Annotated in this window: 23 protein-coding genes and 1 pseudogene; 11 read left to right on the top strand and 13 right to left on the bottom strand. The window is 69.5% G+C overall.

The window, feature by feature from the left end:
• Positions 1–1,173: 1,173 nt before the first annotated feature.
• A complete protein-coding gene (locus tag ENC19_RS02165; protein WP_164445459.1) occupies positions 1,174–1,431 on the bottom strand; it encodes a hypothetical protein in 258 nt (85 codons plus the stop codon).
• Between the two features lie 276 nt (positions 1,432–1,707).
• On the opposite strand from ENC19_RS02165, the gene ENC19_RS02160 reads away from it, so the two are divergent.
• Complete coding sequence (locus ENC19_RS02160; RefSeq protein ID WP_444968372.1) at positions 1,708–2,079, top strand: NucA/NucB deoxyribonuclease domain-containing protein; 372 nt, start codon at positions 1,708–1,710, stop codon at positions 2,077–2,079.
• Positions 2,080–2,157: 78 nt separating this feature from the next.
• Positions 2,158–2,631, top strand: coding sequence for a DUF6461 domain-containing protein (locus ENC19_RS02155; protein WP_309246137.1), 474 nt, complete (start codon positions 2,158–2,160; stop codon positions 2,629–2,631).
• A gap of 890 nt (positions 2,632–3,521) precedes the next feature.
• Here ENC19_RS02155 and ENC19_RS02150 read toward each other — a convergent pair.
• Together ENC19_RS02150 and ENC19_RS02145 are read right to left on the bottom strand one after the other, a co-directional pair.
• A complete protein-coding gene (locus tag ENC19_RS02150) occupies positions 3,522–3,926 on the bottom strand; it encodes a lasso peptide biosynthesis B2 protein (RefSeq protein ID WP_164445456.1) in 405 nt (134 codons plus the stop codon).
• A complete protein-coding gene (locus tag ENC19_RS02145) occupies positions 3,923–4,204 on the bottom strand; it encodes a PqqD family peptide modification chaperone (protein ID WP_164445455.1) in 282 nt (93 codons plus the stop codon). The genes ENC19_RS02150 and ENC19_RS02145 overlap by 4 nt, the downstream gene beginning before the upstream one ends.
• 63 nt (positions 4,205–4,267) lie before the next feature.
• Between ENC19_RS02145 and ENC19_RS02140 the strand changes: the two genes are divergently transcribed.
• Both ENC19_RS02140 and ENC19_RS02135 read left to right on the top strand, forming a co-directional pair.
• Positions 4,268–6,253 (top strand): asparagine synthase-related protein, encoded by a 1,986-nt coding sequence (locus ENC19_RS02140; RefSeq protein WP_164445454.1) that lies wholly within the window; start codon positions 4,268–4,270, stop codon positions 6,251–6,253.
• A gap of 692 nt (positions 6,254–6,945) precedes the next feature.
• On the top strand, positions 6,946–7,884 hold the full coding sequence (locus ENC19_RS02135; protein WP_164445453.1) for a nucleotidyltransferase family protein: 939 nt from the start codon (positions 6,946–6,948) through the stop codon (positions 7,882–7,884).
• 15 nt (positions 7,885–7,899) lie between these two features.
• Here the strand turns inward: ENC19_RS02135 and ENC19_RS02130 are convergent, their stop codons facing one another.
• Positions 7,900–9,495 carry an ABC transporter ATP-binding protein gene (locus ENC19_RS02130; protein ID WP_164445452.1) on the bottom strand — a complete coding sequence of 532 codons (1,596 nt, stop codon included), beginning with the start codon at positions 9,493–9,495 and terminating at the stop codon, positions 7,900–7,902.
• 245 nt (positions 9,496–9,740) lie between these two features.
• Here ENC19_RS02130 and ENC19_RS02125 point away from each other — a divergent pair, with 245 nt between their 5' ends.
• Positions 9,741–10,661, top strand: coding sequence for a hypothetical protein (locus ENC19_RS02125; protein WP_164445451.1), 921 nt, complete (start codon positions 9,741–9,743; stop codon positions 10,659–10,661).
• A gap of 188 nt (positions 10,662–10,849) precedes the next feature.
• On the opposite strand, the pseudogene ENC19_RS02120 reads toward ENC19_RS02125, so the two are convergent.
• Positions 10,850–11,630: pseudogene (locus ENC19_RS02120) on the bottom strand (transposase family protein).
• Positions 11,631–11,707: 77 nt separating this feature from the next.
• On the opposite strand from ENC19_RS02120, the gene ENC19_RS02115 reads away from it, so the two are divergent.
• From ENC19_RS02115 to ENC19_RS02105, 3 genes are all read left to right on the top strand, one after another.
• Positions 11,708–11,881: a hypothetical protein gene (locus tag ENC19_RS02115; RefSeq protein WP_164445450.1), complete on the top strand. Its 174-nt coding sequence runs from the start codon at positions 11,708–11,710 to the stop codon at positions 11,879–11,881.
• Between the two features lie 99 nt (positions 11,882–11,980).
• Positions 11,981–13,222: a dihydrolipoyl dehydrogenase family protein gene (locus ENC19_RS02110; RefSeq protein ID WP_164445449.1), complete on the top strand. Its 1,242-nt coding sequence runs from the start codon at positions 11,981–11,983 to the stop codon at positions 13,220–13,222.
• Between the two features lie 21 nt (positions 13,223–13,243).
• A complete protein-coding gene (locus ENC19_RS02105; protein WP_164445448.1) occupies positions 13,244–14,200 on the top strand; it encodes a 1-acyl-sn-glycerol-3-phosphate acyltransferase in 957 nt (318 codons plus the stop codon).
• Between the two features lie 40 nt (positions 14,201–14,240).
• On the opposite strand, the gene ENC19_RS02100 is transcribed toward ENC19_RS02105, so the two are convergent.
• The 5 genes from ENC19_RS02100 to ENC19_RS02080 form a co-directional block, all read right to left on the bottom strand.
• Positions 14,241–15,152, bottom strand: coding sequence for a cytochrome c biogenesis CcdA family protein (locus tag ENC19_RS02100; RefSeq protein ID WP_164445447.1), 912 nt, complete (start codon positions 15,150–15,152; stop codon positions 14,241–14,243).
• Positions 15,153–15,154: 2 nt separating this feature from the next.
• Positions 15,155–15,745 carry a redoxin domain-containing protein gene (locus ENC19_RS02095; RefSeq protein WP_164445446.1) on the bottom strand — a complete coding sequence of 197 codons (591 nt, stop codon included), beginning with the start codon at positions 15,743–15,745 and terminating at the stop codon, positions 15,155–15,157.
• Between the two features lie 132 nt (positions 15,746–15,877).
• A complete protein-coding gene (locus tag ENC19_RS02090) occupies positions 15,878–16,573 on the bottom strand; it encodes an Ntn hydrolase family protein (protein ID WP_164445445.1) in 696 nt (231 codons plus the stop codon).
• 91 nt (positions 16,574–16,664) lie between these two features.
• On the bottom strand, positions 16,665–17,471 hold the full coding sequence (locus ENC19_RS02085; RefSeq protein ID WP_235944358.1) for a hypothetical protein: 807 nt from the start codon (positions 17,469–17,471) through the stop codon (positions 16,665–16,667).
• Positions 17,472–17,498: 27 nt separating this feature from the next.
• Positions 17,499–18,173: a TetR/AcrR family transcriptional regulator gene (locus ENC19_RS02080; RefSeq protein WP_166457894.1), complete on the bottom strand. Its 675-nt coding sequence runs from the start codon at positions 18,171–18,173 to the stop codon at positions 17,499–17,501.
• Between the two features lie 94 nt (positions 18,174–18,267).
• On the opposite strand from ENC19_RS02080, the gene ENC19_RS02075 reads away from it, so the two are divergent.
• Positions 18,268–19,215 (top strand): SDR family NAD(P)-dependent oxidoreductase, encoded by a 948-nt coding sequence (locus ENC19_RS02075; RefSeq protein ID WP_164445443.1) that lies wholly within the window; start codon positions 18,268–18,270, stop codon positions 19,213–19,215.
• 11 nt (positions 19,216–19,226) lie between these two features.
• Here ENC19_RS02075 and ENC19_RS02070 read toward each other — a convergent pair whose 3' ends face one another.
• Both ENC19_RS02070 and ENC19_RS02065 read right to left on the bottom strand, forming a co-directional pair.
• Positions 19,227–20,363 carry a GDSL-type esterase/lipase family protein gene (locus tag ENC19_RS02070; protein ID WP_164445442.1) on the bottom strand — a complete coding sequence of 379 codons (1,137 nt, stop codon included), beginning with the start codon at positions 20,361–20,363 and terminating at the stop codon, positions 19,227–19,229.
• Complete coding sequence (locus ENC19_RS02065; protein WP_164445441.1) at positions 20,363–20,941, bottom strand: TetR/AcrR family transcriptional regulator; 579 nt, start codon at positions 20,939–20,941, stop codon at positions 20,363–20,365. Before ENC19_RS02065 ends, ENC19_RS02070 begins: the two co-directional genes overlap by 1 nt.
• Before the next feature lie 58 nt (positions 20,942–20,999).
• On the opposite strand from ENC19_RS02065, the gene ENC19_RS02060 reads away from it, so the two are divergent.
• Positions 21,000–21,506 (top strand): GNAT family N-acetyltransferase, encoded by a 507-nt coding sequence (locus ENC19_RS02060; protein WP_164445440.1) that lies wholly within the window; start codon positions 21,000–21,002, stop codon positions 21,504–21,506.
• 30 nt (positions 21,507–21,536) lie between these two features.
• On the opposite strand, the gene ENC19_RS02055 is transcribed toward ENC19_RS02060, so the two are convergent.
• Positions 21,537–22,313 (bottom strand): hypothetical protein, encoded by a 777-nt coding sequence (locus tag ENC19_RS02055; protein ID WP_164445439.1) that lies wholly within the window; start codon positions 22,311–22,313, stop codon positions 21,537–21,539.
• Positions 22,314–22,821: 508 nt separating this feature from the next.
• On the opposite strand from ENC19_RS02055, the gene ENC19_RS02050 reads away from it, so the two are divergent.
• Positions 22,822–24,396 (top strand): alpha/beta hydrolase, encoded by a 1,575-nt coding sequence (locus tag ENC19_RS02050; RefSeq protein WP_164445438.1) that lies wholly within the window; start codon positions 22,822–22,824, stop codon positions 24,394–24,396.
• The last annotated feature ends 27 nt before the right edge of the window (positions 24,397–24,423 follow it).

Below are 24,423 nucleotides of genomic sequence, written 5' to 3'. Positions count from 1 at the left end.
AGGTCTTCGAACGGGTCGACCACTTCTCTCGCTGGTGCGGCCAACGGCCCTTCGTCTTCCTCAACCCCGCCAAGACCGGCAAGGCCTGCTCGCGGATGGATCCGCACACGAACTCGGACACCTACTCCTGCACCACGACGCCGAGTTCGGCAGCCAGGTCCTGGAACGCTAGGTCACCGCGCTCGCCGCCGAGTCCTCGCCCCAGCACGCTCCTGGCCGACAACTGGCACCCTGGCTCGACTTCGAACTCGAATGCCGCTGGGGCATCAGCCCAAAGCCCTCGTCTGCCGGCGCCGGGACAACTCCACCACTACTCCTAAAGATTGTCGATGCCGAGTACGTCATGTCCGGCGCTGCCGGATCTGCCGTCATGGGTGGCGGGCCCGCGCCTGGGGGCCGGAGTGCCCACCGAGGTGACGGCCGCCCCAGGAAGGTCCCCTACGGAAGAAGGTTCCTGGTGCCGTAGGTATCCCACCACTCGGGCTGGTGCGTGCTCAGGGTTCCGATGGTGCGGGTGAGTAGGAGCCAGTTGCCGTTCAGGACCAGCGCGGCGCCCTCGGCGCGGCCGGCGCGCACACGGGCAACGTTCCCCTTGTAGCTGGGACTTATGGTGAAATCCGAGGGGTCTCTTATCGCCATCATGTAAACATTCTTATCAATTGGCACTGGCTGACAATATCGGGACCAATGCATCTGTTGATCTCTTGGTAGCCTCCACACTCCCGTAACCCAAAGAGACGGAGGGGTAGCCTTGAGTGATGCTCGCCGGATGAAGTGGATCAGTCGCCTCCTCATCTTGTTGGTGGGCGGCGGAATCGCCTCCGGAGGCGCACCAGCGCAAGCAGCCGAATCTGTCGCCCCGGGCCAGAATCCACGGGCCGACAGCCGGCACCAGGCAATCGCCACCATCACCCCCGCTGACCTTCCCCGTACGGAAGTAGGGCGCGGTCAGCAGAAAGTCCGAACTGGTCAGTTATGTACGGCCATCGCGCCGGCCGCTCGCGCCGCTGTCGGTGGCGCGGTCAAATCCTGCGTCGACACCACACCGCAGGCCGTGAGCCGTACCGGCTCGGCGGACACCACCGCTGCCAACGAGGCCTGCGACATCACCATACCCGGCTACTGGACGTGGACGCGGACCAGCGGCCTGTGCCTGAATGGCATGACGGTCACCTACACCCTGTACAGCGACAGGGGCGCGGTGCTGGGCACCGGCGTCATGAACATCGCCACCAGCATGACCCTCAGCCAGAGCAGCGCCGCGTGGAACGAGTCGGTCACTGTCCGGGTGACCGGCGTGACGGGGCAGGTGAGGAGCCTCGACATCGCCTTCGATGTGGCTTGCACGTCGACCTGCTCCGCGACGACCAACCGACCCTGGCCCGGCTCACGGAATGTCGGTCCTGGCGCTTCGGCATCCGGCACGGTCACGTACCGAAGCGCCGTGGCATCCGGGGCGCGGGACACCAACATCAGACCAAATACCACATGTATGTCACGACCGCGGGCAGCATCCCTACCACGCCGAACGTCTACTGGGATAGCCCCCGTCCAAGCGCCGATCCGCTGCGACGCGGAACTCAGCACGCCCGGCTGCGTCATCCCGGAACGGCGGGCAATCCTTGAGTACTCCGTCTCGGATCGGAACCACGGCGAAGCCGCGCGCTCTACCAGTTCGCCCAGGCGTACCTTCGTGGCTGGGCTCCGCTGAGCCGGACCGACAGCCAGGCCATCGCGAACGCCAACCGGGAGCGCACCTGCGGCGCCGGCAGCAGCGACCCGTTCGTGTACATGCCGGAGTACGTCCCGAACGACTCGTGCGACGAGTTCCCCTTCGCCGGCACCTACGAGGGAGGAACGGACGGCAGGCTGTGCGCGGACATCCTCCCGCTGTACGAGAACGGTCAGTGGGTGCTCGACGAGGCTCGGGCAGACAAGCCGGTGACCTTCAACGAACCGTGCGTACGCGGCCATGTTGACGTAGACGCGAACTCCTCCGCCGGAGGCAAGTACGGTGCCTTCGTGAGGAACCAGCGTGTCCTCGACACCGAGAAGTTCGACGTCCACGCCGTGAGCTGACGAAGCCGTGGCCGGCCGGGGGCCCCGAAGAAGCCTCCGGCCCCGCCCGGCCCCCGTGGGACAGCGCAGGAGACGTACATGAGTGAAACGACGGCCGGACAGTGGGCGTGGGCCGGGGATCCACGCCTGGTCATGTGGTGTGTGACATTCACCCGGGCCATCACGGCCTCAGATGTGCTCGGGCGATACGGCGCGGACCCGCGAGTCGCCCGCCTGCTCGACCGCGACGAGGCCAACTCCAAGTACGCCGCGACCGCGCAGGAAGGGTCGATGTTGCGTGCCGGTTCCTTGTGCATGTGGTCGTTCTGTTTCGAGGAGCACGGCATCACCGGCGCCATGTCCGGCACATGTACCACCCTGTCCGAGGGCACCGAGACCCTCAGCGTCCTGCGTGGCGCCGACGGCATGAACAGCTTCGCCCACTGGCGTGACGGTCGACGCGTCGAGCGTTTCGAGCCCGGCATGACTTTCACGAAGCCGCAACCACCACATCCCTGGTGGGACGCTGTCGAGGTTCACCTCGCCTACGTCCTTCGCCGCATTCGCGGCTGATGCCGGTCCTGGAGGTGGTTGCGGCACACATCGGTGCCGCGCTCGACTCCCGCACCGTCGACGGGCCGCTACTCACCGCAGCTCTTGTGACCAGCGGGGAATCTCTCTCGCCAAGCCGCCCGCGTACCACCAGCCGCCGGGCGCCCGGGCGCCTGCTCCCCAGCCCTGCGTCCGTCCCACCTCGGGCTCAGATGGAAGGGCGGACCGAGGAACGCGAATAGGAGCATCCGCTGTCCGGGTCATCACGCGATCGCCCGACGGGGTCGACCTGCTGGTGTCTAGAGGTCGTCGAAGCGCTGTGGGTTGGTGACCGTGTCGGGTCCGTGGTCGCAGGGCAGCTGGTGCAGGTAGCGCCGGTAGCCGGGTTCGGAGACGAGGGTCCACACTCGGCTGGCAGGATCCGCGTGATGGCCGCTGAGGAAGGCTCGGGAGGTGATCGGGAATCCTCATCTGCCGGGTGTGCGGCCATCTGCGAGCGACTGCTTGCCTCGCCGGCCACGGCGTCGCCTTCGAACCGGAGAACGCCGCTCGACGTGAGCCGCGTGTGGTCTGGCGTCCTCTCATCGGTCATCCACCGCACAAGACCACCGCCGCGGCACGGTGGCGCAGTCACCGCACCCTGCAGCCGAGCGGTTCGCCGAGATCGCCGCCGAAACGCTGGACGCGGCGGCGTCACCGCCGATCACCGTCCCGTTGCAGGACGCGGCAGGCCCTGGAGCATCGTGTACGCCGCCCGCACGGCCGGCACCGGCGGATGACTTTGTCGATCGCGACTTCGGTACGTCCGGTGTCCAGCCGATGTCCGCGCTGTGGACGGCAGGCGCCGGTCGTCGTAGTACCGCAGCGAGCGGATCACCCACCCGTCCGACCGACCCACGAACCAGATGCGCTCAACGCAATGTTGCCAACGGCGTGACGTGTTCGACTGACCCACCCTGTACGACCCGGCCGCCGACCGTCACCCAGGCGTGGGCGGCGAGGGGTGCGGTGCTGGTGACGCCGAGGTGCAGTTCGCACGGGATGGCGCGACGTCGCAGCATGGCCCGGGTGGTCATGGCCCGCGGCAGGCACACGGGGTGCCAGGGCAGGAGGTTTCCGACTCGGTCCACCACTCGGGCGACACGGCGCGCTGCGGGCCAGCGTGGGCAGGCGTCCTCCGTCGCGGTGTCGGACCGCTCGACTGGTCCGAGCAGGCGCATGAGTCGTGGTCCCGAACAGACGGCGACCAGGATCTGGGCGGTCGTGAGCCGGGCGGCGGCCTCCAGCGCGAGGGCGATCGTGCTTGGCCTGGTCACGGAGTGACAGTGATCAGGCGTGCTCGCACCAGGTCGTCCAGGAATGCGGTCACGTCGTGGTGGCAGGTGTCGGGCTCCACCCCGTACTCGGTGCGCAGGGTGGCGCAGATGTCCTCCACGGAGGTCGGTTCCGCGATGAGTTCCCAGATGCGGGAGGCCACCCGGCTGAGACCGAAGTACGCACCCTGCTCGGGGTCGAGCATGACGATCTCGTCGTTGACGGTGGCGGTCAGTGCTGCGGAACTGCGCACCACCTGAGATGACAAAGTGACTGACACGGAACAAATGGTGCCATACCGTCTCTCGGGTAGGTCGGCTTTCGGGTGAAGACGGGTGAACACATGACGGGCTTCGCGGGCCTCGTAAGTCTGGACGGCCGGCCGTACGCCGAGCGTGATCTGGATGGCGCGATCACCGTGCTGACCGCTCTCGGCGCGGATGCCCGCGGATGCTGGGCCGGTCGAACGGGGGCGGTCGCGGCGGCAGTGGCGTCGGTCGTGCACTGTCGCGTCCCCGAGGACGACGAGGACCGGCAACCATGGGCGTCGGCCGAAGCCGGGACGGTGGTGGTCGCTGACGCGGTGCTCACGAACCGGGTGGAGTTGTGCCGGATGTTGGAACTGCGGGGTGCCGCGGCCGTACCGGACTCTTTGCTGATCGCCCACGCCTACACCCGGTGGGGCGCGGACTGCTGCCGCCGGCTGCGCGGTGACTTTGCCTTCGCAGTGGTGGACGGGCGGCGCGGGGGAGTGCTACTCGCCCGCGACCATCTCGGACGGCGACCGCTACACCTGTACCAGAGCGCTGGATGGCTCGGCTTCGGCAGCACCGCGCTCGCGGTCGCCGCAATGCCGCAGGTGCCGCTGGAACCGGACCTCGATCGGGCTGTCGAGTTCCTGGCTGTCGCCCAGGACACCCGACGCAGCTGGATCAGGGACGTCGCTCCCGTGCCGGCGGCCAGCACGATCTGGATCACCCCTGAGCGGACGCAACACCGACGTTACTGGTCGCTGGACGACACGCCCCGGCGGTCCGGGTCCGCCGCTGAGCACGCCGAGGAGCTGCGCACCGCAATGGACCAGGCGGTACGCGCGCACCTTCGGCATCGAGGTGGGGTCGGCGTGATGCTCAGTGGAGGCTTGGATTCGACCGCTGTGGCGGCGACCCTCGCCGAGCAGGTCGCCCCCGCGCGGCTGCGCACCTACACCTCGGTGCCGCCAGCTGGCTGGACGGAATCGGCGAACGGACGGGACACCGACGAATCCTCCCTGGTCAGGCTGCTGGCCGGCGCGCATCCCAACCTTGCGCCGGCCTTCGTCGACGCCGTTGGCGCCCATGCCATCGACGGTGATGACGCCTATTTCGCGGCCGGAGGTACCCCGGTGCGCAACACCCTCAACATGATGTGGGTCAGAGCCATCCACCAGCGGGCGGTGACCGACAACGTGTCAATCCTGTTCACCGGCGGCATCGGAAACCTGACCTTCTCCCGGGACGAGCCTCGGTGGTTGGTGGACCTGGCGCGTGCCGGGCGGCTAATTGAGGCGTGGCGGGAGGCCGCCGCCTGGTCGGCCCGGCGCGGCTGGCGCGAGACCCTGGTCCAGGGGGTGTTGCGTCCGATGCTGCCCGGGTCCATGCACCGACTGATCGAGCTACGTCGTGGCCACCGGTCTACGGCCGCCCAGTGGCTGGCCGCGAGCCCGCTGCGGCCGCACCTGGCCACGACCGCGCTCGCGGCACGCATCGCCGGCGGCATCGACGCCTACCGGAGGATCTCCGGCCTCGGCCGCTTCGTCGACGACAATGCCCAGCACGCCGAGGTGATGGCCACTCTCGATGTGCGGTGCCGTGGCCGTGTCGTGGACCCCACCGCCGACCTCGCCCTGATCGAGCTCTCCGCCAGGCAGCCGGGTTGGGCGCGTCGCCATCGCGGACGGGGTCGGGCCGCCGCCCGCGCCAGCATGGCGGGACGGGTCCCGGACGGCATCAGACTGCGTGTGGTTCGCGGTGCCCAACTGCCCGACTGGTACGACCGGATCACCGACCGGCGCGACGAGATCCGCGACGAGTTCGCCGCCGCGCGGGTGGATCCGGCCACTCAGGAGCTGATGGACCTGCCCCGTCTCGACGCGCTGATACGCGACTGGCCGACTCCGGACCAGGCCGGTGATCCGGTGGTGGCGCGGGATTACACGCTGCTGCTGCCCCGAGCGCTGGCGACGAGTAAGTACCTGCGCTGGCTTCGTCACTATGCAACGGCCGACCGGCGCAGCGTCGCGGCACCACCACCGCAGGCCCGTGAACGCGCCTCGCACTTCGCGCCGTGATCGGCGGCTTCCCTGATCGTTGCCGACACCCGGACGGTGGTGGACAGGTGGCGGGCGGCTTCCGAACCGTCAGTCGACACCATTATGAAAGATTATCGGAAATTGGCCGCATCGAGGTCATTCGGTTGGCGAATTCTTTCGTCCTTGCCTGTCCTGGCCGAGCTGGCTTCGGTCGGAAACAACTTCTGCGGGGGTGGGTGGGGCTGTCGAATGTCCTGCGTGATGCCGGTGTGAAATGTCAGAATCGCAGAGGCGTCAAACGCCGTAAGAGAGGGAAGCGGGCTTTTCCGCACCTTAGATTCAACAGGAGGAAAGATGAGCATGTCACGTCCGAGCGGATCGGGGAACCGCTTGTCACAAGGCGAGAGCAGGCCGGTTTGGTCGCCCCCGCGCCTGAATCGCCTGGCGGCGGGAGCCACGGCCAGCGGTGTGTTGCTGATCCTCGACGCACTTATCGGCTTGGACTCCTAGCCTGGCCAGTGGCTTGAATCTGCTTTCCCGAGGCCGCGCTGCCTATTGGATGCGGTCAAGTCGCAACTGGTGCGAGTCTCGCTCGTAGGTGTCGCCAGGATGGTCGAGATCATGGCGTTCGGCCATCCTGGCGAGGACCTATGAAAGGGGCAGTTGAGATGCAGACGTACGGTCCCGGGCGAATAGCCCATCCTGATCGGGAGCAGACAGTTACGGCCGCGATGTTTCTCAATCGAAAACTGATGCGATGCCTGATGCTGGACGCGGTCGGTGCGCGCCTGGTCGCGGATTTCCGGCAGCACGGAATCGATTCGATCCTGCTCAAGGGACGCAGCATCGTTGACCGGTTGTACGACGGCAAGGCAGTGAACCGCAGCTATCGCGACGTCGATCTGCTCGTCGACCCGCGTCGGCATGCCGACGCCGAGGCCATCCTCACAGATGTGGGCTTTGTCGACCTGATGGCCGGCGCCCGGCGCAACGAGCGCGCCCCTCATGCGTCCACCTGGCGCCGCACCTCGGATCAGGCAACCGTGGACCTGCACATCACGCTCGCCGGCTGTGGCGTGCCCCCGGTCCGCGTATGGTCGCTGCTGCGGGAGCACACTCGGCGATCGACGATCGGGACGACCGAGGTGGCCGTGCTCGACGACGTGGCGCTGGCCTGTCACCTGGCACTGCACGCGGCACGTACCGGCGTGAAGGACCCCAAACCACCGAGCGATCTCCGGCGTGGTCTGGAGATTCTCGGCGACGACACGATGCGGGCAGCGGCGACGGTGGCCGCGCAACTCGGCGCGATGCCTGCGTTTGTGGCGGGGCTGCGTATGGTTCCCGAGTCGTCCAAGCTGGCCGATGAGCTCGGCGGAGGGGTGTACGTACCAGTTGAACTCGCGGTGCGGGCCCTGACCGAGGTGCGCGGCACGGGAACTCTGAACGCTCTGCACGCCGCTCGTCCCTGGCGGCGTCCTCTGCTCGTCGTGCAACGGGTCTTCCCGTCGAAGGTGGTGTTGCGGCGGTCGATGCCGCTCGCCGCGCGGGGCACCTTCTGGCTCGTCGCGTGTTATCTGCTCCGGCCGGTCTGGATGGCCACCCAACTATCGTCGGCGATCCGTGCCTGGCGGCGAGCCGCGCGCGCGTGGGCGGTCCGTCCGCGGTGAAGGCGGAGTGCTCCTTCACCCCTCGACGAGAACGCTGTCTCCGTGAGCCGTGCCGACCTGCTCGATCAGCCGCCCACGTCGTAGTTCCAACACCCGGTCGCAGGCCGACAGGGTGCTGGCACGGTGGGTGACGATCAGCACCGCCGCGTGTTGACGGACCCGTTCGATCGTGTCCCGCACGATGGCTTCGGTGTGGGTGTCCAGAGCGCTGGTGGGTTCGTCGAGCACGAGCAGTCGTGGCTTACCCGCCAACGCTCGGGCCAGGGCGATTCGCTGACGCTGCCCACCAGAGAGTGCCCGGCCAAGGGGGCCGACCGGGTGCGACAACCCTTGCGGCCAGGATCGGAGATCCTCGTCCAGCCCGGCCGCCTGGGCGGCACGCTGCACGTCGACCTCTTCGATGCCGTGGCGCAAGAACCGGATGTTCTCCGCTACCGTCCCGTCGAGCAGAGCGGGATCCTGCGGCACCAGCGAAACCTGGCTGAGCCAGCTGGTGAGGGAGACGTGGCGGATGTCGACGTCATTGACGGCGATCCGGCCCCGAGTGGGTTGGGCGAGCCGGAGCAGCAGGTGAAGGAGCGTCGACTTGCCGGCGGCGTTGCCGCCGACGATGCCCACGACACTGCCTGGACGCAGGGTCAGGTCGACGCCGGCCAAGGTCGGTTCGCTCGTCGACGGGTATGTGAACCAGACGTCCTCGAACCGTACGACCTCCAGGCGCGGTGCGGGGCGGCCGGTGGTGCTCGGGGCGGCCCTGCGGTAGCGCTCGATCGCGGTGCTTATCTGGTTGAGGCTTGCCTGGCGGTCGGAAAGGGCCTGCAAAGCCGTGGAGATCTGTTGTCCCAGGCCGACCGCACGCACCACCAACAGCACGATGGCGCCGATCGAACCGATCGCGATCACCGTGGTCTGACTGACGACGGCCAGGGCCAGACCCACGCCGAGGATGGTGAGGTCGCGACTCACCGTGGGTACCATCCTCGACTCGAACCGGACGCGGGCGGTGAGCCGCGCGGCCTTTTCAATTGGTGTGCGCGCCCTGCGGGGGCCAACCGTGTGCACGCCGTTGGCCCACATGTCCCTGCTGAGCAGGGTGGTTTCGCCGATGATGGCGGCTAGGTCGTCGTTCGCGCGGACGGCGTCGCGGGCGAGCCGACGCGTCCTGGCACGAAACGGGTGGGCGACCGCCAGGCCCGCCGTGCCGACCGTGACGATGGCGAGAGCAGCGACCGGACTGATCACGACGGCGGTTACTGTGAGTACGGCCATCTGCGCAGCGGCGACGAGCGCCGACGACGCGGTGAGCATTCCCTGGCTGACGGTCACGGCGCAACTGCTGACGAGTTCCTGCAGGGAACCGGGCCGCTCGGCGGCCTGCTGGTGCCACCCCGCATTGCAGTACGAGGACAGCAGTCGCGACCGGACGGTGACGGTGGCTTCGGTGCAGACGGTCATGATGAGGCGTTCGGAAAGCCAGTGCAGGTAGCCCGCGAGCAGGGTGCATGCGGCCAGCGCGGTCACCGCGTGGGGCAGCGGAAGCTGGTAGAGGCCGATGAGGGGGTTCATCGTGGATCTGCCGTCGTCGCCGGTCACGGCCAGGGCCAGGGTCACCAATTGGACGATGAGAGCCGCCTCGACGATGCCTTTGACGAGACCCAGACAGGCGAGTGCGGCTAGTTTGACTTCACCTGAGCGGACGTCTGAATAGACGGATCGAAACCAGGCGGTGATGACAACCGTCGGGCGACGGGCAACCAGGAGCATACTGTCGATCTTAAGGTGCATATGTCTATTTTGTGCTAGAAAGAGAACTCATGGAGGTATGTCAGGACCGATTGATCGCTGCGGTGCCGACGGTGTTCGGGGCCAAGGTGGAGGCCGGTCGGGTCGACCGTAGGGTGTCGAATCCGATCATCGCTACGCCCTGGTTGACGGCGGACGCCTCGGAGGCGGTACTGGAGATCCCCGGTGCTGCCAGGTTCCACGTCTGGCAGGGCCGGCACGTCCAGGTGCAGGTGATGCCCGGGGCATCGGCCTCAGTGATCCGCATGTGGCTCGAAGGCATGGTCGCCTCGCTGGTCCTCATCCAGCAACGCCGATTCGCCCTGCACGCCTCGACGATCCGGGTAGGAGGACGCCTGGTGGCAGTGGCCGGGCCGAGCGGTGCGGGAAAATCGACTACCGCCGCACTCCTGGCCGGCCGAGGGCACTCCATCGTCACTGACGAGGTCACCGCCGTCGACTTTGCCGTGCGGGAGGGCGTCGTCATCCCCACCGTCTGCCCGTCAGGTCGCCGGTTGAGGCTGCGGCGGGAGACCGTGGAACGTCTCGGCATGAGCCGGGACGGTGGCGAGGAGATAATCGGAACGGGCAAGCTCGGCTTTCCCCTCGTCCCCACCGATCACGACGAACTGTCCCTGGAGTTGGTGGTCGTCCTACGCCCGGAGGGCGGCGAGGTGGTGTCGGATGTCCACGCGTTGACGGGCCCGGCAGCCCTCACGGCTCTCATCACCAACACGCTCCGGCCCTATTTCTGCATCCTTCAGCATCAGGCGCATCTGCGGTGGATAGCCGGCCTGGCCAGTGCCGTTCCGATCGTTCAGCTGGACCGGCCGTCGAACCGATGGACCGGGAGTCGGGTGGCGATGCTGATTGAGGAGGCGGCGATGGGTGGACGGGATACCGACGGACTCCGCCCTCGCCACGCCGCCGAATCCAACTCGACGCCCCGGGCCGACCTACCTGTCGCGCCGCTCACTCCGTCATCGGCCGGCTGACGCGAGCAGCGACGTCGCACGGAGCTGCGCTGCGCGCACACCGGGGCCTGCTGGCGTCCGTGGTCGCGTGGAAACCCACGCCGAAAATCGGTACTCGGACGGTGTGTTATCCAACACCGTGAACCTCCGTGGTCGCTAAAGGACGTCTCGTAACTCGGTGGAGGCGTTGCCTGGTACCGGTGCTGGTGTCATCCGAGCAGGATGATGTTGTGGAGGTGGGCGATGCCGGATGCGGTGTCGGTCGATGTGTGGGCGGCGCGGCGGTAGTCGCGGAGGATTTTGAAGGTCTTCATCCGGGCGAGGGCGTGTTCGACCTGGGCTCGGACGGTGCGGTGCTGCTTGTTCAGGTTCTTCTTCCAGCAGGTTAGTTCACTGCCGTTAATGGGTTTGCGGTAGGGGATGATCACGTCGGGGTTGCTGCGGTAGGCGCCGTCGGCCATGACCGGCCTGCCTGCGAGCTTGGCGTCGATGCCGCAGGTGCGGTAGACAATGGTGTCGTTGCGGTTGCCGGGCTGCGGGTCGCCCAGGGCGACGACGAGGCGGGTGTGGGCGTCGATGGCGACCTGCAGGGTTCGTGGAGTAGCGGTAGTTCTTGCTCGGTGCGGCGAGGCGGTGGTCGCGGGTCGGGACAAGGGTGCCGTCGACGATGGCGATCTGGTCGACCCGGCGTCGGCGTACCGGAGCCAAGGCGAGGAGCGGGCCGAGGGTGTCGATGACCCGGTGCGCGGCGGAGTGCGACACCCCGAACAGCGGACCGATCTGCCGCATCGTCAGGGTCGTCCGCCAGTACGCGGCGACCAGCAACACCCGATCAGCCAGATCGAGCGACCACTGCCGCCCCGGCCGACCATCTGCGATCGCGTCACCGCCCCGCTCGGAGACCAGCCTGACCAGCCGGCGGAACTGGACGGGCTGCAGCCCGGTGAACGGGAAGATCCACTCTGGGCGGGCTGCCGAGATCACCTGCACCCCGACATGATCCATCATGGACGAACGCCGGAGCTACGAGACGTCCCTTTGGGCAGCTGTTCGACGCGGTGTTGTTCATGTACGCGCTCAGCGTCGACGGCGACTGGCGACCGGCGTGGGAGCAGGCGGTCGGCCTGCTGCGGCCCGGCGGGCGGATGACAGGGGTCAAGGTGATGCGCGGTGGGCACGTGCACGTGGTCTCCGGCACGCAAGCCGCCTACCTTGACCTCGCCGGGCTTACCGGTTGGTGACGAGTTCCCGTACGGGGATGCCGGCCGGTGTGCCGCCGGGTAGCGTCGCGGCGTGATCGACAATGGGCTGCGACCCACCTGGCCTGCGGTGAGGTGCTCATGACCGACCTGGATCTGTTGGTGCTCGGCGGCGGTACCGCCGGCTTGGTCTCCGCCGTGATCGCCGGCGGGCTCGGTGCCCGGGTGGCGCTGATCGAACGGGACCGTACCGGCGGTGAGTGCCTGTGGACCGGGTGTGTGCCGAGCAAGGCGTTGATCGAGGCGGCCGACCTGGCGCACCGGATGCGCCGCGCCGACCGGGTCGGCCTGACCCCGGTGGAACCGGACATCGACCTGACGGGCGTGATGGCGCATGTGCGAGCGGCCCAGGAGGCGATCGCACCGCATGACGCACCGGAACGGGTCCGCGCGGCCGGAGCCGAGGTCATCACGGACGAGGCCGTCTTCGTCGGTCCTCGGCGGGTGCGGCTGGCCTCTGACGGCCGGGAGGTGACGGCGCGGTGTGTGCTGGTGGCGACCGGATCGCAGCCGCAGCTGCCGCCGGTGCCGGGGCTGGCGGCGGCCGGCCCGCTGACCAGTGACACCATCTGGGACCTGCAGGTTCTGCCGCCGCGGCTGCTGGTGCTCGGCGGCGGGCCGGTCGGCTGCGAACTCGGTCAGGCGTTCGCCCGTCTCGGCAGCGCGGTGACGCTGGTGGAGCGGGCGCCGCGGCTACTGCCCCGCGAAGATCCAGAGGTCGGGCAGCTGATCACCGACCGGTTACGCGACGAGGGCGTCGACGTGCGCACCGGCACACAGGTGACCGAGGTGGCCGCCGCCGACCCGTGGCGGGTGCGATTGACCGGGGACCAGCCGGGGGCGGTCGGTTTCGACCGGATCCTCGTCGCGGGCGGGCGACGGCCGCGCACCGCCGAGTTGGGCCTGGGAGCTGCCGGCGTGGCCGTCACCGACCAGGGTGCGGTCCGGGTGGACAGCCGGATGCGGACCACCGCCCCGGGTGTGTACGCCGCCGGCGACGTCACGGGCGTGCTGCCCTTCACCCACGTCGCTGCCCACCAGGCGGGCACGGCCACGCTCAACGCGCTGTTCTGGCTGCCGAGCCACGTTCGCTACCTGCCGATGCCGTACGTGATCTTCACGGACCCCGAGGTCGCCCGGGTCGGCCTGCGCGCCGCGCAGGCCCGCCACCGGTGGGGCGACCGCGCCATCATCACCCGCCTCGACCTGACCGAGGTGGACTGGCGGTGGCCGCCGGACGTACCGATTGGGTGGGCGCAGCTGGTCGCCGATCCGCGGGGGCGCTCGGTCGGCGCCACCGTGGTGGCGCTCCGCCGCGGGTGAGGTCATCGGCGAACTGGCCGCATGGTCGCCCGCCGCGGCCGGCTCACCGACCTGTACCGCACCGTGCACCCCTACCCGACGTATGCACTTGCCGCCGTCGACGCCGTGGGCGAGCACCTGCAGGCGCGGCTGCTGACCCTGGCCAATTCGCCGGCTGACCCGGCCACTGCTGGCCGCGACAGCGCACGCCCGTACCAGATGAAGCCGCAGCGCGATCCGCGGGCGATCGCCCGCGCGGCCGGACGGGTCCGGCGCATCCTGGTGCCCTACCACCGTGCGCGGGTCATCGGCATCGAACACATCCCGTCCGGTCCGGCGCTGTACGTCGCCAACCACAACGGCGTTTTCTACACCGGCGACACCTACCTGTTCGCCGCGGCCGTGCACCACGCGCGGGGACTGGCCGACACACCGTGGGTGCTCACCCACGACCTCGGGCTGACCCTGCTCGGGCGCTGGCTCCGACCACTCGGCGCCGTGCCCGCCGACTTCGCCACCGCCGTGGCGCTGCTCACGAAGGGCGACAAGGTCCTCGTCTATCCGGGCGGCGACGCCGACGGTGCTCGCCGCTGGACCGACCGACACCAGGTGATCTTCGATGGTCGCGTCGGCCATGCGCGCCTCGCGGTCGCCTGCGGCGTGCCGGTTGTTCCGGTCGCCGCAGCCGGCGCGCACAACACCGCCGTGGTCCTGTACGACGGTGCCGCCGTGGCCCGGCTGCTACGCACCCGACGGTGGCTGCGTCTCGCACGGTGGCCGCTGCTGCTCAGCCTGCCATGGGGGCTGACCTTTCTCCCCGCGGTGCCCTACCTGCCACTGCCGGCCCGGATCACCGTCAGGATCGGTCCGCCCATCCATTTCGAACGGCACGGTCCGGAGGCCGCCGCCGACGACGAGTACGTCGCCCGGTGCGCCGCTCGTGTGCATGACACTGTGCAGGCGCTCCTTGACGGCTCGGCCAGCGAGGCTCGCCGTTGACGGTCGTGGCCGCCACCTGCGGGATGGAGCAGACCCACACTCATGCCCGGTCGTCCGGCGAACGGTCAGGCCCAGCCGGGCGAGCGACGGCCCGGCGGGCAGGTAGCCGACGCTGCAGGGTGATCCCTGCGGCCAGGGCGAGCAGGGCCAGCACCGCCACCGCGACCGTCCACGGACCCAGCTCTGCCAGCCAGGTGCTGACCGCTGTCTGGACGGTGCCGGCCGCCTCGATGATCGGGTCGTCCACGGCACCGCTACCGGAGAAAGTCCGCACCTCGTACCAGCCGTACCAGGCAACGTACCCGCCGGTGACCACCAGCAGCAGCCCGGCGACCCGCCCGAGCAGCGAGTAAGCTCGGCGGGCGCGGCGTACCAGCGACTCACGGGCGAGTGCGACGGCCAGCGCGGCTGCCCCCACCGCAAGCCCCATACCGAAGGCGTACGCCACGAACAGGGCGACTCCGGACAGGGCGGATCCGGCGCGGAAAGTGGCGACCACGACGGCGAGGAACGGGCCGATGGTGCAGCCGAGCGAAGCGATCGCGTACGCCGCACCGAACAGCACCATCGAGCCGAAGCGCCGGCGGACCTCCGGCCCGGTGGCCAGTTTCGGCGCGAAGGTGGGCAACTGGCGCCCCGCCAGCAGCCAGCCACCGGCAGCCACCAGGGCGAGCCCGATGAGGATCGACACCCAGGGCAGGTGACGGGCGACCGCGTCCGCCGCGGGGGCGGCGAGCAGCCCGAACGCGCCGAACACCGCGACGAATCCGAGCGTCATGGCACCGGTCAACGCGACCGCCCGACCGACGGACGCAAGCGCGTCCCGTTCGGCTGATGGCTCGTCGCCCAGCACCAGCATCGACAGGTACGCCGGTAGCAGTGCGAAGCCACACGGGTTGACCGCAGCCAACAGCCCGGCACCGACGGCGAGGCCGTACGGGGTGTCTGTCATGGTCAGCTCAGCTCGCTGACCCGCTTGCGCAGGTCCTGCTGCGACAGTGGTCCCGAGTGCACGACAGTGCCGGCGGAGTCGAGCAGCACGTACTGCTCCTGGCTGGTCACCTCGAAGCGGCGCCATACCTGACCGTCGTCGTCGGCCAGGTTGGGGAAGCGCTCGATTCCGGTCTGCTTCGCGAACCGCCGCATCGCCTCGTCGCCGCTGCCGAGCCCGGCCACGCCGATCACGTTTACCCGGCCTGCGTTGTCCCGCTGCACAGCGGCGACCTCGTCGGCCACCGCGCGGCACCGGGTACACCAGGCCGCCCAGAACCACAACACCGCCGGCTTGCCGACGAGGCTGCCACCCGCGAAGTTCTCACCGTCGATCGTCCGGGCAGTGAACGAGAGCGCCTGCGGGACCGTCGTTTCCGTCCCGCTGCTCGCCGTCGGCGCGGCGGCACCCGACGGTGTCGGCTGAGCCGCTGTGCTCGGCCCGGCAGTCGTGCTCTTCGGATCGGCGGGCTGCTCCGTGCCACCGCAGGCGGTCAGGGCGAGGACGGCTGCGGTGAGGGCGGCGACGGCGGGGGCGGTACGGATGCCGGGCATGATCGGATGCTAACCCGGCCACCGGCTCGGGCGGCCTTACGAGCTCCTTACGGGCGGCGTATGCCGCGGAACTGCTCGTCGTCGGTTACGACCTGACCTGGCTGCAGCAGCCGTCGGCCGTCATCGCCGGCTTCAGTCGAACAGCCGGTCGAGTGCTTCCTGTTCGAGGTCGCGCCAGCGCTGGGAGTCCTTCAGCGCCTTGGCGATCTCCTTCTCGTCGAGGTGGTGGGCGCCCTCCTCGCGGATGCACGCGACGTTGAACGGCCCGCCGACCGACGGTGAGGTCAGATCCAGCGCCTCCAGCACCCGTATCACGCCCACCACGCCGTACTCGACGGTGCGCGTGGTCATCCGGAAGTGGGACAGCAGCGCGCCGGCCTGCTGGGCCATCGGCGCGCCGGAGCCGATGGCGTGGAAGCCCACGTCCTCGTAACGGCCGATGAGCCCGTTGGGGTTGATCTCCACGATCCACGGCGCGCCCTGGCTGTAGCCGGCCGCGAGCAGGTACGCCGACACCCCGCCGCCGTCGTCCTCGCCGGGCACGTCCGGGATGTAGTTCTCGTAGTGCTTCTTGAAGACGGGCAGGACGCGCTCCTGCAACTCGTCGCCGATGTCGGGTGCTTCGAGGATGGCGGTGGCCGAGTCCTCAAGGAGGGGGCGCAGGTCGTTGAGTACTCCCCGCGCGCCGCTGCCGCCCCAGGCGGCGCAGGAGCCCAGCGGGTGCAGCTTCCGGGCGGGGAAGCTCAGGCCACGGTCGCTGTCGGTGATCTGGGAGTCCGCGCCGATCACCACCCCGTCGCTGCAGACGACGGCGAGTACGACGGTCATGGGGTCCTCCTGGGCGGGGGTGCGGGGTTGGGGCGCGAGGTACCCGGCATTCCGCCTGCCTACACCCCGACAGGTGTCGGTCCGTGTTGTCCTACTGTGCCGGCGAGACGCCCGGCTGGAGTGTCCGGGGTGGATCTCCGTCGTCCGAGTTCGTCGACGGCGGTGTCCCGGCCGAGTCGATGACACCAGGCTGTGGTGCCGGCTGGAACGCCACGTCGGTCACGTCGGCGGCCAGCTCGGTGAAATCGGTGCCGTACGCGGCGGGCTCGACGATCCGCAGCACCAGTGCGAACGGCCGGTCGGCGCCGAACTGGCGGTACAGCTCGGGGTGGTACCGGGCCAGGTAGCGGGCGCCGGCGAGGTTGCTGCCGGCGGTCAGGCCACCGATGAAGAACACCGGGCGTCCACCGACCGGCCCCCAGAAGCGGGCGAGCAGGACGTAGCTGGTTTCCGGACTGTAGACGTACTCGGTGCCGCCGACGGTGAACGACAGTCGACGCTTCTCCTCGTCGAAGACCTCGTACGCCACGCCACGGAGGATCGCGCGTACGTGCGTGACGCTGCGCGGGCTCGCGCCGCCGGGGCCGCCGACGCAGAACTCGGTCAACCGGCCGATCTCGCCGGTCGGTTGGTTCTCGCCGACCCGGTCCGCCCGGGCGCCGCATTCGCGGGCGATGGTCGCCAGCTCCACGAGCGCGGCGACGTCGCGGCGGTGGACGCTGAACTCGCGCGGCGACGAGGCGTGCCGGGACACCACCAGCAGGCAGCTCGCTCCGGCGGCGAGGCCGAAGAAGGCACGGGCCCGGTTCAGCTTGTGTCGCCGCAGCAGGAAGCCCGTGAGCCAGACGGCCGTGCCGGCGATGACACTTGCCAGCAGATTGATCAGCAGGTCGCCCATGCGGTGATGATGTCCGATCCCGTCGGGTCAGCTGCGGGGTAGTACGCCCAGCAGGGCCGCGGTCAGGGCCAGCTTCAAGGCGTCCTTCAACTCCATGTGGAAGCGGGCCAGGCTTGGTTCGGCCTGGTAGGCCGCCGCCAGGCTGGGTGGGGGAGTGGCGTACGCCGACAGCGAGCCGGCCATGACCAGCGTTTGCAGGCCGAACAGCTCCGCGTTCTCGCCCAGTTCCGGCAGATGCTGCTGGACCAGTTCGGCCATGGTGGCCAGGTGGGCCAGGGAGGCGCGCTTGTGGCGTACGGCGACCTCGACGGAGACGTTGTGTTCCAGGACGCTGCCCTGCGCGCCGAAGAGGTCGCACAGCACCACGCGACCGGAGAGTGAGCGGCTGAGGATCTCGGCCACCGCTACCGCCCGCTCGGCCATGGGTAGCTTCGCGTCGATGCCGTTGGTCAGCTCGGCTGTCAGGTCGGCCAGCCACTCCGCCAGGAACCGGTCCAGCAGTTCCAGCAGCACCGCCTCGCGGGACTCGAAATAGCGCAGCACGTTCGGCTTCGCCAGACCTGCCCGGCGGCTGAGTTCGTTGAGCGTGACCGCGGCCACCGGCATCTCGTCGAGCATCGCCGACGCGGCGTCGAGGATCGCCTGCCGGCGGATCTCCCGCTGCTCCTCGGTACGCGCCCGCTGGAATGTCACGGTCGCCATCCTAACTTACGTACCGTCGGTACGTTGACAACGTACCGATAGTACTTTAGCGTTACGGACACAAGATACCTCCGGTACGTAAAGGGAGTCTGGCATGGGCGAGAAGTGGACGACGGCGAACATTCCGGACCAGCGCGGGCGGGTGGCCGTGGTGACCGGGGCCAACACCGGCCTGGGGTACGAGACCGCGAAGGCCCTCGCCGAGCGCGGGGCGGCCGTGGTGCTCGCCGTCCGCGACATCGGCAAGGGTGAGCGGGCGGCGGCCCGGATGGCCGGCGATGTGACCGTGCAGGAACTGGACCTGACCTCGCTCGACTCCGTCCGGACCGCGGCGGCGGCACTGCGCTCCAGGTTCGACCGGCTCGACCTGCTGATCAACAACGCCGGCGTGATGTACACCCCGAAGCAGACCACCCGGGACGGCTTCGAGATGCAGTTCGGCACCAACCACCTCGGCCACTTCGCGCTGACCGGCCTGCTGCTCGACCTGATGCTGCCGGTGCCCGGCTCCCGGGTGGTGACGGTCAGCAGCGTCGGTCACCGCATCCGGGCCGCGATCCACTTCGACGACCTGCACTGGGAGCGGTCGTACCGCCGGGTCGCCGCCTACGGCCAGTCCAAGCTGGCGAACCTGATGTTCACCTACGAGTTGCAGCGCCGGCTCGCCCCGCTCGGCACCACGGTCGCGGTGGCCGCGCACCCCGGCGTGTCCAGCACCGAACTCGCCCGCAACAGCCCCGCAGCGCTCCGGCTTCCGCTCACCTGGCTCGCGCCGCTGATCGCCCAGACACCGGCGATGGGCGCGCTGCCGACCCTGCGCGCCGCCACCGATCCCGCCGTGCTCGGCGGCCAGTACTACGGTCCCGGTGGACGCCAGGAGGTCATGGGCCACCCTCGGCTGGTCACCTCCAGCCCGGAGTCGTACGAGGTGGCCGTCCAGCAGCGACTGTGGGCCGTCTCCGAAGACCTCACCGGAGTCACGTTCCCCGTCGTCCAGGCCCAGCCGAACTCGTTCGCCGCCGGACCGGTCACCGCGGGGTAGCCCCGCGACACCTACGCGAACGGGCCGTTCTGGGTGAAGGCGTACTCGGCGAAACGGGTACCGATCCGATGGTGGGCCTCGGCGCTCGGGTGCAGGCCGTCCGGTAGCGGAAGGTCGACGGCGTCAGCCGGGCCGTACAGGGTGGTGCCGTCGAGGTAGTGCAGGTTCTTGTCGGCGGCGCGTCGCTCGGCCAGCGAGCTCAGCTCACGCCGGATGACCTGGAGCGTCAGGCGTCCCAGCGCGACGTCCCCCGGTGTTCCGGTCGCGACGAAACGCACCTGGTCGGTGCCGATCGAGTCGGGGTCGATCGCGCCCGGCCCGGGGGTGTCCTCGTGGATGCCGCAGAACAGCGGCGAGATCAGCAGCAGCGGGACGTCCGGGTGACCGTCGCGGATGGTGTCGAGGAAGCCGTGCACGGCGGGGACGAAGGTGCGTAGCCGCATCCCGTCGAGGTTCACCACGTTGATGCCGAGCTTGACGCTGATGTAGTCGGCGGGGGCGTCGCGGATCACGCGGGCCAGGAACGGGTCGACGAACGCGCTGCCGCCCAGCCCGAGGTTGCGCAACTCGACGCCGGCCCGGCGGGCGGCGACGGCCGGCCAGGTCTCGCTGGGTGCGAGCGCGTTCGAGCCGTGACTGATGGAGCTGCCGTGGTGTACCCACAGCGGCAGGGTGGCGTCGTCCGGCTCGATCGGGGCGTCCGCCCGCAGGTCGACAAGTTCGACGCTCTCGTTGTGCGGCAGCCAGACCTCGATCCGGTGCCGGCCGGCGGGCAGCCCGGAAACGCGTGTGGTGTGCGCCTGCCCGGGATGGAAGACGCTCTGGCCGGTGGTGAGGTCGACCTCCACCCGGTCGCCGCCGCCGAGCGGGTCGCGGAGGGCGAGTACGCCGTCGACATAGACGTCGATGCGGCCACGCGATCGCTCGGCGCCCAGGTAGGTGATCCGGGTCGGGTGGGTCACCAGGTCGAGCGTGCTCGCCGCGGTCCGGAAGACGAGGCGTACGCCGGAGGGCTGGCTCTCCATCGCGAGCAACTGACCGTCCGGGAACTGCTGCCGTACCCAGGCCGGCAGCCGGTGTGGCCGGATGCCGCGCGGGGTCACCTCGGTCTCGGCGACGCCGCGGAGAAGGTCGGAGGAGACGGCCATCAGTGGTTCTCTTCGGTGGGCCAGGAGCGGAAGGCGGTGTCGAGCGCGCTCAACGCTCGCTGCCAGGAGACGTCGGAGGAGGGCTCGCGGTGCCCGAAGCTGCCGTTGACCTCAAGCGCCAGGAAGCCGTTGATGGTCGCGCCGAGCAGCCGGGTGGCGTGGACGAGTTCGGTCTCCGGCAGCCGGTAGCCACGGAGCATCGCCAGGGTCAGCGCGACCAGTCGGCCGGCCGCGTCCGACCGCACGGTCGATGCCGCCGCCGGCCGTTGCAGGGCGGCCCAGCGGCCGGGGCACTGGCGGGCGTAGTCACGGTGCGCGTCGGCGAGGGCGGTGAGCGCGTCGCGTCGTGCCCGGCCACCGATGGCCACGGCGATCCGGTCGGCCAGCTCACCGAGGGCCAGTTCGTGGACGCTGTCGAGCAGTGCCGACCGGTCGCGGACGTGTGAGTAGAGACTCGCGGTCTGCACCCCGAAGTGGCGGGCCAGCGCCGACAGGGTGATCGCCTCGAATCCCTCCCGGTCGGCCAGCTCCGCCGCCGCGGTGGTGACGACCGCCCGGGTCAGGTTCGCACGTGCCATACCCACCACCCTACATCCTGTAGCTGCGAACCTAATAGCTTTAGGTTCGGTGGCCGGCATGACGCACCTCGGTACGGTCATCCGGGTGTTGATCCGAGCCGCGCTGGACACCGACCTGGACGGGCTGGGGGAGATGGCGGGGTCGCGGGACCGCGCCGAGGTGCGGCTCCAGGCCGCCCGGCGCGGCGCGGAGGAAATGCTCGTCGCCGTGGCCGCCGATCGCGTGGTGGGAGTGGTGAGCGTCCGGTGGCGGGACGGCTGCGACCCACCGAACCCATGGCTGTACGGGCTGGCGGTGGTCGCGTCGGCCCGTCGCCGTGGCATCGGACGGGCGCTCGTCGGAGCCGGTGAGGCGGCGGGTGCGGCACGGGGAGCCGAGGCGATGAGTCTCGACGTGGACGTCGACGACGAGGCCGCCGTCTCGTTCTACGCGAGGTTGGGCTACGTGATCGTAGGACCGCACCGGCACCGCTGGAGGGCGATCGACCCGGGTACGGGCGCGGTGACCGCAGAGGGCACCGCGTCGACCTGGATCATGCGCCGTCGACTCCGTGGCATCGACTGACAGCGGCTCGGCGCCGGCGTGCTCCGGGTCTCAGCGCTGCCAGGTGTCGAGGGCGTCCACCGCCGCCCGCACGAAGTCGTCCACCAGAGCGGGGTCGCCGCTGGTGCCTTCCCACCCCTCGTCGTGCAGCAGGGTGACCGCGTCGGCCACCCGTACCACGGCGACCTGCGTGGTCGTCGTCTCGCCCTCGACGAGGTCGCCCGGCAGGTTCCGTGCCGGCCGTACCTGGACGACGAGCAGTCCCTCGTCGCCGGCGTCGGGCAACGCCTCGCTGCGAACCTTCACGGTGTCGCCGTTGTCGATGGTGAAGGAGGCGCAGTCGGCGAGGGTCGCCCGGAGCCGCCGGAGGTAGTCCGCCGCGCCGTCACCGGAGAAGGTGAAGATCGTCTGTGCGATCGTGCCGTACGGGACGTTGGAGGGCGGGTCGCCGGGCTGCCGGTAGCCGCTCATCATCGCGGCGCTGGCGGTGACCGACCGACCGCCGGTGCCGAACCCGTCGTCGCACAACTCGGGTAGGGCGTCGGCGACGGGCATCGTGCGCGCCGGCAGCTTCCGCAACTCCGCGGGCAGTTCGAGGAAGGCCGACTTCGGGATGACCACCGTCGCGTCGGCCGTGGGGGTGGCCGTCGCCGGCTCGGTCGCGACGCTCGACGCCGACGGTGGTGGGGTGGCGGCCGGGTCCGGTTCGCCGGTGGTGTCGGCACCTCCGCAGCCGGCGGCGACCGCGAGAGCGCCGAGCAGCGGCAGCACCAGCGCCCTTCTCACCAGGCGGGCCCGCCCTGCCTCCTGGGGTACGTGCTGGCTCATCGCGTCGCCTCCACCGTCGGATCTCGTGGCTTCCTGCCCGTCGGCGCGCCCGGCAAAACCGACAGCCGGCGCGTCCCGGCCGCACAGAGCCACCACGACCGGCGGATCGCCGTACCCGACCGTACGCCGAACGCCCGAGGTCGGGGAGCGGACCCGCCGTTCGAGTACGTGAATTCGGGGTTTCCAATTCGTCACGCAATTTGGCCGGGCGTCGCGATGAAGTGCCTCTGATGTTAGCGCGAACATCGCCGCCGCCTGTGACCTCCGCCATGTTGACAATCGTCGGAAGGATGTCGGGCCGCCGGTCGCGACGCCCAATTTCTCCTGCCTGACCTCGCCATTCACGAGCGATCCGTGGGAGCGCTCCCGGATCCTGTCATTCCGGTCATTCGGGTCGCGACCTGAATGGTAGTGACGACGACATTCTCCGGTAACCCCGCACCGTGGCGCATTCGCTACGTTCAGCACCGGCCGGCGGAAAGCCGGAAAACGATCTGGAAGAGGGAGCATGCGCAGAAAATTGATCCGGCGATTGCTCGCCGGGGTCACCGTGGGGGTGGTGCTGGCGCCGCTCGCCCCGTCGTCCGGGTCCGCATCCCCGAGCGGGGACGTGGAGTGGATGCCGTGCGAGCAGGACGCGGGCGCCCTGTGCGGCACCCTGGAGGTACCGGTCGACTGGGCCGATCCGGACGGGCCGACCATCGAGTTGGCGCTGGCCAAGCGACCGGCGACGGATCCGGCGGTGCGCCGCGGGTCGCTGCTGGTGAACCCGGGCGGTCCGGGCGGCTCCGGTGTCGACTCGGCGCTGTGGGCCAGCTACGGCGACGAACTGCGTCGTCATTTCGACATCGTCGGATTCGACCCACGCGGGGTGGCCCGCAGTTCACCGATCATGTGCACTCTCGACCGGATCAACGATTTGCCGGTCGAGCCGATCAAAACATCCAGCGCATTTTCCCGGATGGTCTCCGCGAGCCGGGCGCTGGCCGACGACTGCCGCGCCAACAGTGGGCCGGTATTCGATCACGTGGACACGATCCAGGTGATCCAGGACATCGACGCGATACGCGCGGCCGTCGGTGACACCGAGCTGAATTTCCTCGGAATGTCATACGGCACATTGATGGCCCAGCAGTACGCGGAGATGTATCCGGACCGCGTCGGCGCCATCGTGGCCGACAGCGTGATGGACCACAGCCAGGACGCGCGTGGGTTCGCCGTCACCCAGGCGGCCACCGGGCAGGATTCGTTCAACGAGTTCGTGGCGGGCTGCTCCCGGTTGCCGCAGTGTGCCCTGTACGGCCGCGACATCCGCCAGTTCTGGCAACGGCTGCTCGACCGCGCCGCCCGGGGCGAGCTGCCGGATCCGGACGACCACAGCTACAAGATCACCCAGCGGGATCTGGTCAACTTCGTGTTGGGCAATCTCAACTACCAGCCGTACTGGTTGGAGATCGCCGCCGAGCTGGAGCGGGTCGACGCGGGACGGCCGTGGGGGACCTCGGCGGCGGTGGCGCGGGAGGTCGCCGACGAACCGCCGACCGTGGTGCCCTTCGCGTACCAGGCGGTGCTCTGCCAGGACTGGAACCTGAAGGCGCGTGACGTCACCCGGTGGCGGTCCATTCTCGCCGAGGCCCAACGGGCCGCACCGGACCTGCCGGACCCGCCCCGGGCGTCGGTCGGCGCGATCTGCCTGGGCTGGCCGACTTCGGCGAACAACCCGCAGCGGCGGATCAACCCGACGAACGAGTCGAAACTGCTGCTGGTCAACTCGCTGCACGACCCGGCGACCGGCTACAACTGGGCGCTCGGTGCCGCCGACCAGTTCGGTGACCACGCCGAACTGCTCACCTACGAGGGCTGGGGACACATCGTGTACGGCCGCGTGAGCTGTGCGGACGAGGCCATCGAGACGTACCTGATCGACCGGGTCGTGCCGGCGGAAGGTACCCGGTGCGCCGCCGCCCCGCCGCCGGGCACGACGTCGGCCCGTGGTCGGACGCCGAGCCAGGAGTCCGGCCCCACCGCACAGCCACCGGTGCCGCTGCGCGGTGCCCCGGCGCTGCCGACCTGGCTGTTCTGAGCTGTCGGGTCGGGGGTGGTCGGTTCG

This window comes from Verrucosispora sioxanthis (genome assembly GCF_010560025.1).
Lineage (GTDB): Bacteria > Actinomycetota > Actinomycetes > Mycobacteriales > Micromonosporaceae > Micromonospora > Micromonospora palythoicola.
The sequence above is the reverse complement of the archived record's forward strand: the minus strand, read 5'-3'. Positions and strand labels throughout refer to the sequence as shown.

What these genes read in the sequence shown, in the direction of transcription:
- ENC19_RS02080 (WP_166457894.1), bottom strand. Translation starts at nt 18,173, where the DNA reads ATGGCGACCGTGACATTCCAGCGGGCGCGTACCGAGGAGCAGCGGGAG.
- ENC19_RS02095 (WP_164445446.1), bottom strand. Translation starts at nt 15,745, where the DNA reads ATGCCCGGCATCCGTACCGCCCCCGCCGTCGCCGCCCTCACCGCAGCC.
- ENC19_RS02085 (WP_235944358.1), bottom strand. Translation starts at nt 17,471, where the DNA reads ATGGGCGACCTGCTGATCAATCTGCTGGCAAGTGTCATCGCCGGCACG.
- ENC19_RS02055 (WP_164445439.1), bottom strand. Translation starts at nt 22,313, where the DNA reads ATGAGCCAGCACGTACCCCAGGAGGCAGGGCGGGCCCGCCTGGTGAGA.
- ENC19_RS02105 (WP_164445448.1), top strand. Translation starts at nt 13,244, where the DNA reads ATGGTCGCCCGCCGCGGCCGGCTCACCGACCTGTACCGCACCGTGCAC.
- ENC19_RS02065 (WP_164445441.1), bottom strand. Translation starts at nt 20,941, where the DNA reads ATGGCACGTGCGAACCTGACCCGGGCGGTCGTCACCACCGCGGCGGCG.
- ENC19_RS02100 (WP_164445447.1), bottom strand. Translation starts at nt 15,152, where the DNA reads ATGACAGACACCCCGTACGGCCTCGCCGTCGGTGCCGGGCTGTTGGCT.
- ENC19_RS02070 (WP_164445442.1), bottom strand. Translation starts at nt 20,363, where the DNA reads ATGGCCGTCTCCTCCGACCTTCTCCGCGGCGTCGCCGAGACCGAGGTG.
- ENC19_RS02075 (WP_164445443.1), top strand. Translation starts at nt 18,268, where the DNA reads ATGGGCGAGAAGTGGACGACGGCGAACATTCCGGACCAGCGCGGGCGG.
- ENC19_RS02115 (WP_164445450.1), top strand. Translation starts at nt 11,708, where the DNA reads ATGTACGCGCTCAGCGTCGACGGCGACTGGCGACCGGCGTGGGAGCAG.
- ENC19_RS02090 (WP_164445445.1), bottom strand. Translation starts at nt 16,573, where the DNA reads ATGACCGTCGTACTCGCCGTCGTCTGCAGCGACGGGGTGGTGATCGGC.
- ENC19_RS02060 (WP_164445440.1), top strand. Translation starts at nt 21,000, where the DNA reads ATGACGCACCTCGGTACGGTCATCCGGGTGTTGATCCGAGCCGCGCTG.
- ENC19_RS02050 (WP_164445438.1), top strand. Translation starts at nt 22,822, where the DNA reads ATGCGCAGAAAATTGATCCGGCGATTGCTCGCCGGGGTCACCGTGGGG.
- ENC19_RS02140 (WP_164445454.1), top strand. Translation starts at nt 4,268, where the DNA reads ATGACGGGCTTCGCGGGCCTCGTAAGTCTGGACGGCCGGCCGTACGCC.
- ENC19_RS02110 (WP_164445449.1), top strand. Translation starts at nt 11,981, where the DNA reads ATGACCGACCTGGATCTGTTGGTGCTCGGCGGCGGTACCGCCGGCTTG.
- ENC19_RS02155 (WP_309246137.1), top strand. Translation starts at nt 2,158, where the DNA reads ATGAGTGAAACGACGGCCGGACAGTGGGCGTGGGCCGGGGATCCACGC.
- ENC19_RS02135 (WP_164445453.1), top strand. Translation starts at nt 6,946, where the DNA reads ATGTTTCTCAATCGAAAACTGATGCGATGCCTGATGCTGGACGCGGTC.